This is a genomic window from Leisingera sp. F5, assembly GCF_001593695.1.
Genome location: NZ_LUKH01000779.1, coordinates 1 through 1,685 on the forward strand (window position 1 = coordinate 1; position 1,685 = coordinate 1,685).

2 protein-coding genes and 1 pseudogene are annotated in these 1,685 nt (G+C 63.0%); all 3 read right to left on the reverse strand.

Annotation, left to right across the window (positions count from 1 at the left end; genetic code table 11):
• Positions 1–427, reverse strand: a 427-nt coding sequence (locus tag A2I95_RS35875; protein ID WP_291737302.1) for a S49 family peptidase, incomplete at its 3' end; no start/stop codon positions are given.
• A 330-nt stretch (positions 428–757) separates the two neighbouring features.
• Positions 758–1,519: an ABC transporter permease gene (locus A2I95_RS35880; RefSeq protein WP_291737303.1), complete on the reverse strand. Its 762-nt coding sequence runs from the start codon at positions 1,517–1,519 to the stop codon at positions 758–760.
• Positions 1,516–1,685 (reverse strand): annotated as a pseudogene (locus tag A2I95_RS35885) (multidrug ABC transporter ATP-binding protein); the annotation flags it as partial. The pseudogene A2I95_RS35885 and the gene A2I95_RS35880, both read right to left, overlap by 4 nt.

A 1,685-nucleotide genomic window follows, 5' to 3' on the forward strand; every position in this document is an offset into this window, starting at 1 on the left:
CCGCAGTATAGACCCGGCGCTCCACGCCTTGGCGGGCCAGCAGCACATGAGCGCCAAAGCCCGCGGAAATCACCCCGACCGAGCCCAGCACCGAGCTGGCATCAGCCCAGATCTCATCTGCTGAGGCTGCCAGCCAATAGCCGCCCGAGGCCGCAACGTCCTCGACAAAGGCGTAGACCGGGATGTTCAGCTCTTCTGCCAGGCGTCGGATGCGGGCGCCGATCAGCGAGCTTTGCACCGGCGAGCCGCCGGGCGAGTTTATTTCCAGCGCCACCGCGGCAGGTTTGCCCTTGCGGAAAGCACGTTCCAGCACCGGCGCCAGGGCCGCATCGCTGAGCGAGCCGCGGCCGGGCATTCCGATGGCGCCATTCAGGCGCACTACTGCCACCAAGGGCTGTCTTTTCAGGAAAGGCAGGCGAAGTCTCATGGCGCCGATGTAGAGAGCCGCCCGGGGTGAAACAAGGTGCGCGTCCCGGGGAATTGTGGTGAAAGGCAAAAACCGCACAGCCGCGGGCATAAATGCAACGCTGGTTTGCACCCGGCAAATACCCCAGGAGGCTCCCGCCCGTCAGGCAGGCTGCTTGCAGCAGCCACCCTCCCGTTGGGCCGGGCGCCGCGCTGCCGCGCGGCGCAGCGTGCTCTATCGGTTAATGACGCAACACCCGGCACGCGCAGCGTGCCGGGTCCAACCGCGAGGGCGCCCAACGGGCACCAGCAGCGGGCGGGAACCTCCCCCGTACCGCATCCAGCCGCCGGATCAGGCCCGGATGCGCCAGCCTGTCTTGAAGATCCACCAGATGACGCCCATGCAGGCCAGGGTAAAGCCGCCGATAGCGCAGAGGCTCAGCAAGACCGGCACATCCGCCTGGCCAAAGAACGCCCAGCGGAAACCCGACACCAGATAGACCACCGGATTGAACAGGGTGATGGTCTGCCACACCGGCGGCAGCATCGAGATTGAGTAGAAAGAGCCGCCCAGGAACACCAGCGGCGTCACCACCAACAGGGGTACCAGCTGCAGCTGCTCAAAATTCCCGGCCCAGATGCCGATAATGAACCCCATCAGCGAGAAGCTGAGACAGGTCAGCACCAGAAACGCCACCATCGCAATCGGGTGCTGGATGGAGAGATCCACAAACAGCGACGCCGTGCACAGGATCACCACGCCGATGAACAGCGACTTGGTTGCCGCCGCGCCGACAAACCCCGCGACCACCTCAAGGAAATTAATCGGGGCCGACAGGATTTCGTAAATGTTGCCGATGAACTTCGGAAAATAAATCCCGAAGGACGCATTGGATATGCTCTGGGTGATCACCGACAGCATGATCAGCCCCGGCACGATAAAGGCCCCGTAGTCGATCCCGTCAACCTCCTGGATCCGGCTGCCGATGGCGCTGCCGAAGACCACAAAATACAGCGATGTGGACAACACCGGCGAGATGAAACTTTGCATAAAAGTGCGCCAGAACCGCGCCATTTCCGCCTTGTAGATGGTTGCGACCGCTGTCCAGTTCATGCTGCGTCCCCCTGAACTGCGCCGGCCGAAGCCCCGTTCCCCGAAACCAGCCCGACAAAGATATCTTCCAGGCTGGATTCCCGTGTTTGCACATCCGCCAGCACCAGCCCGGCCTGCGCAACGTCATTCAACAGCGTGGTGATGCCGGTCCGTTCGGCCCTTGTGT

What these genes read in the sequence shown, in the direction of transcription:
- A2I95_RS35880 (WP_291737303.1), bottom strand. Translation starts at nt 1,519, where the DNA reads ATGAACTGGACAGCGGTCGCAACCATCTACAAGGCGGAAATGGCGCGG.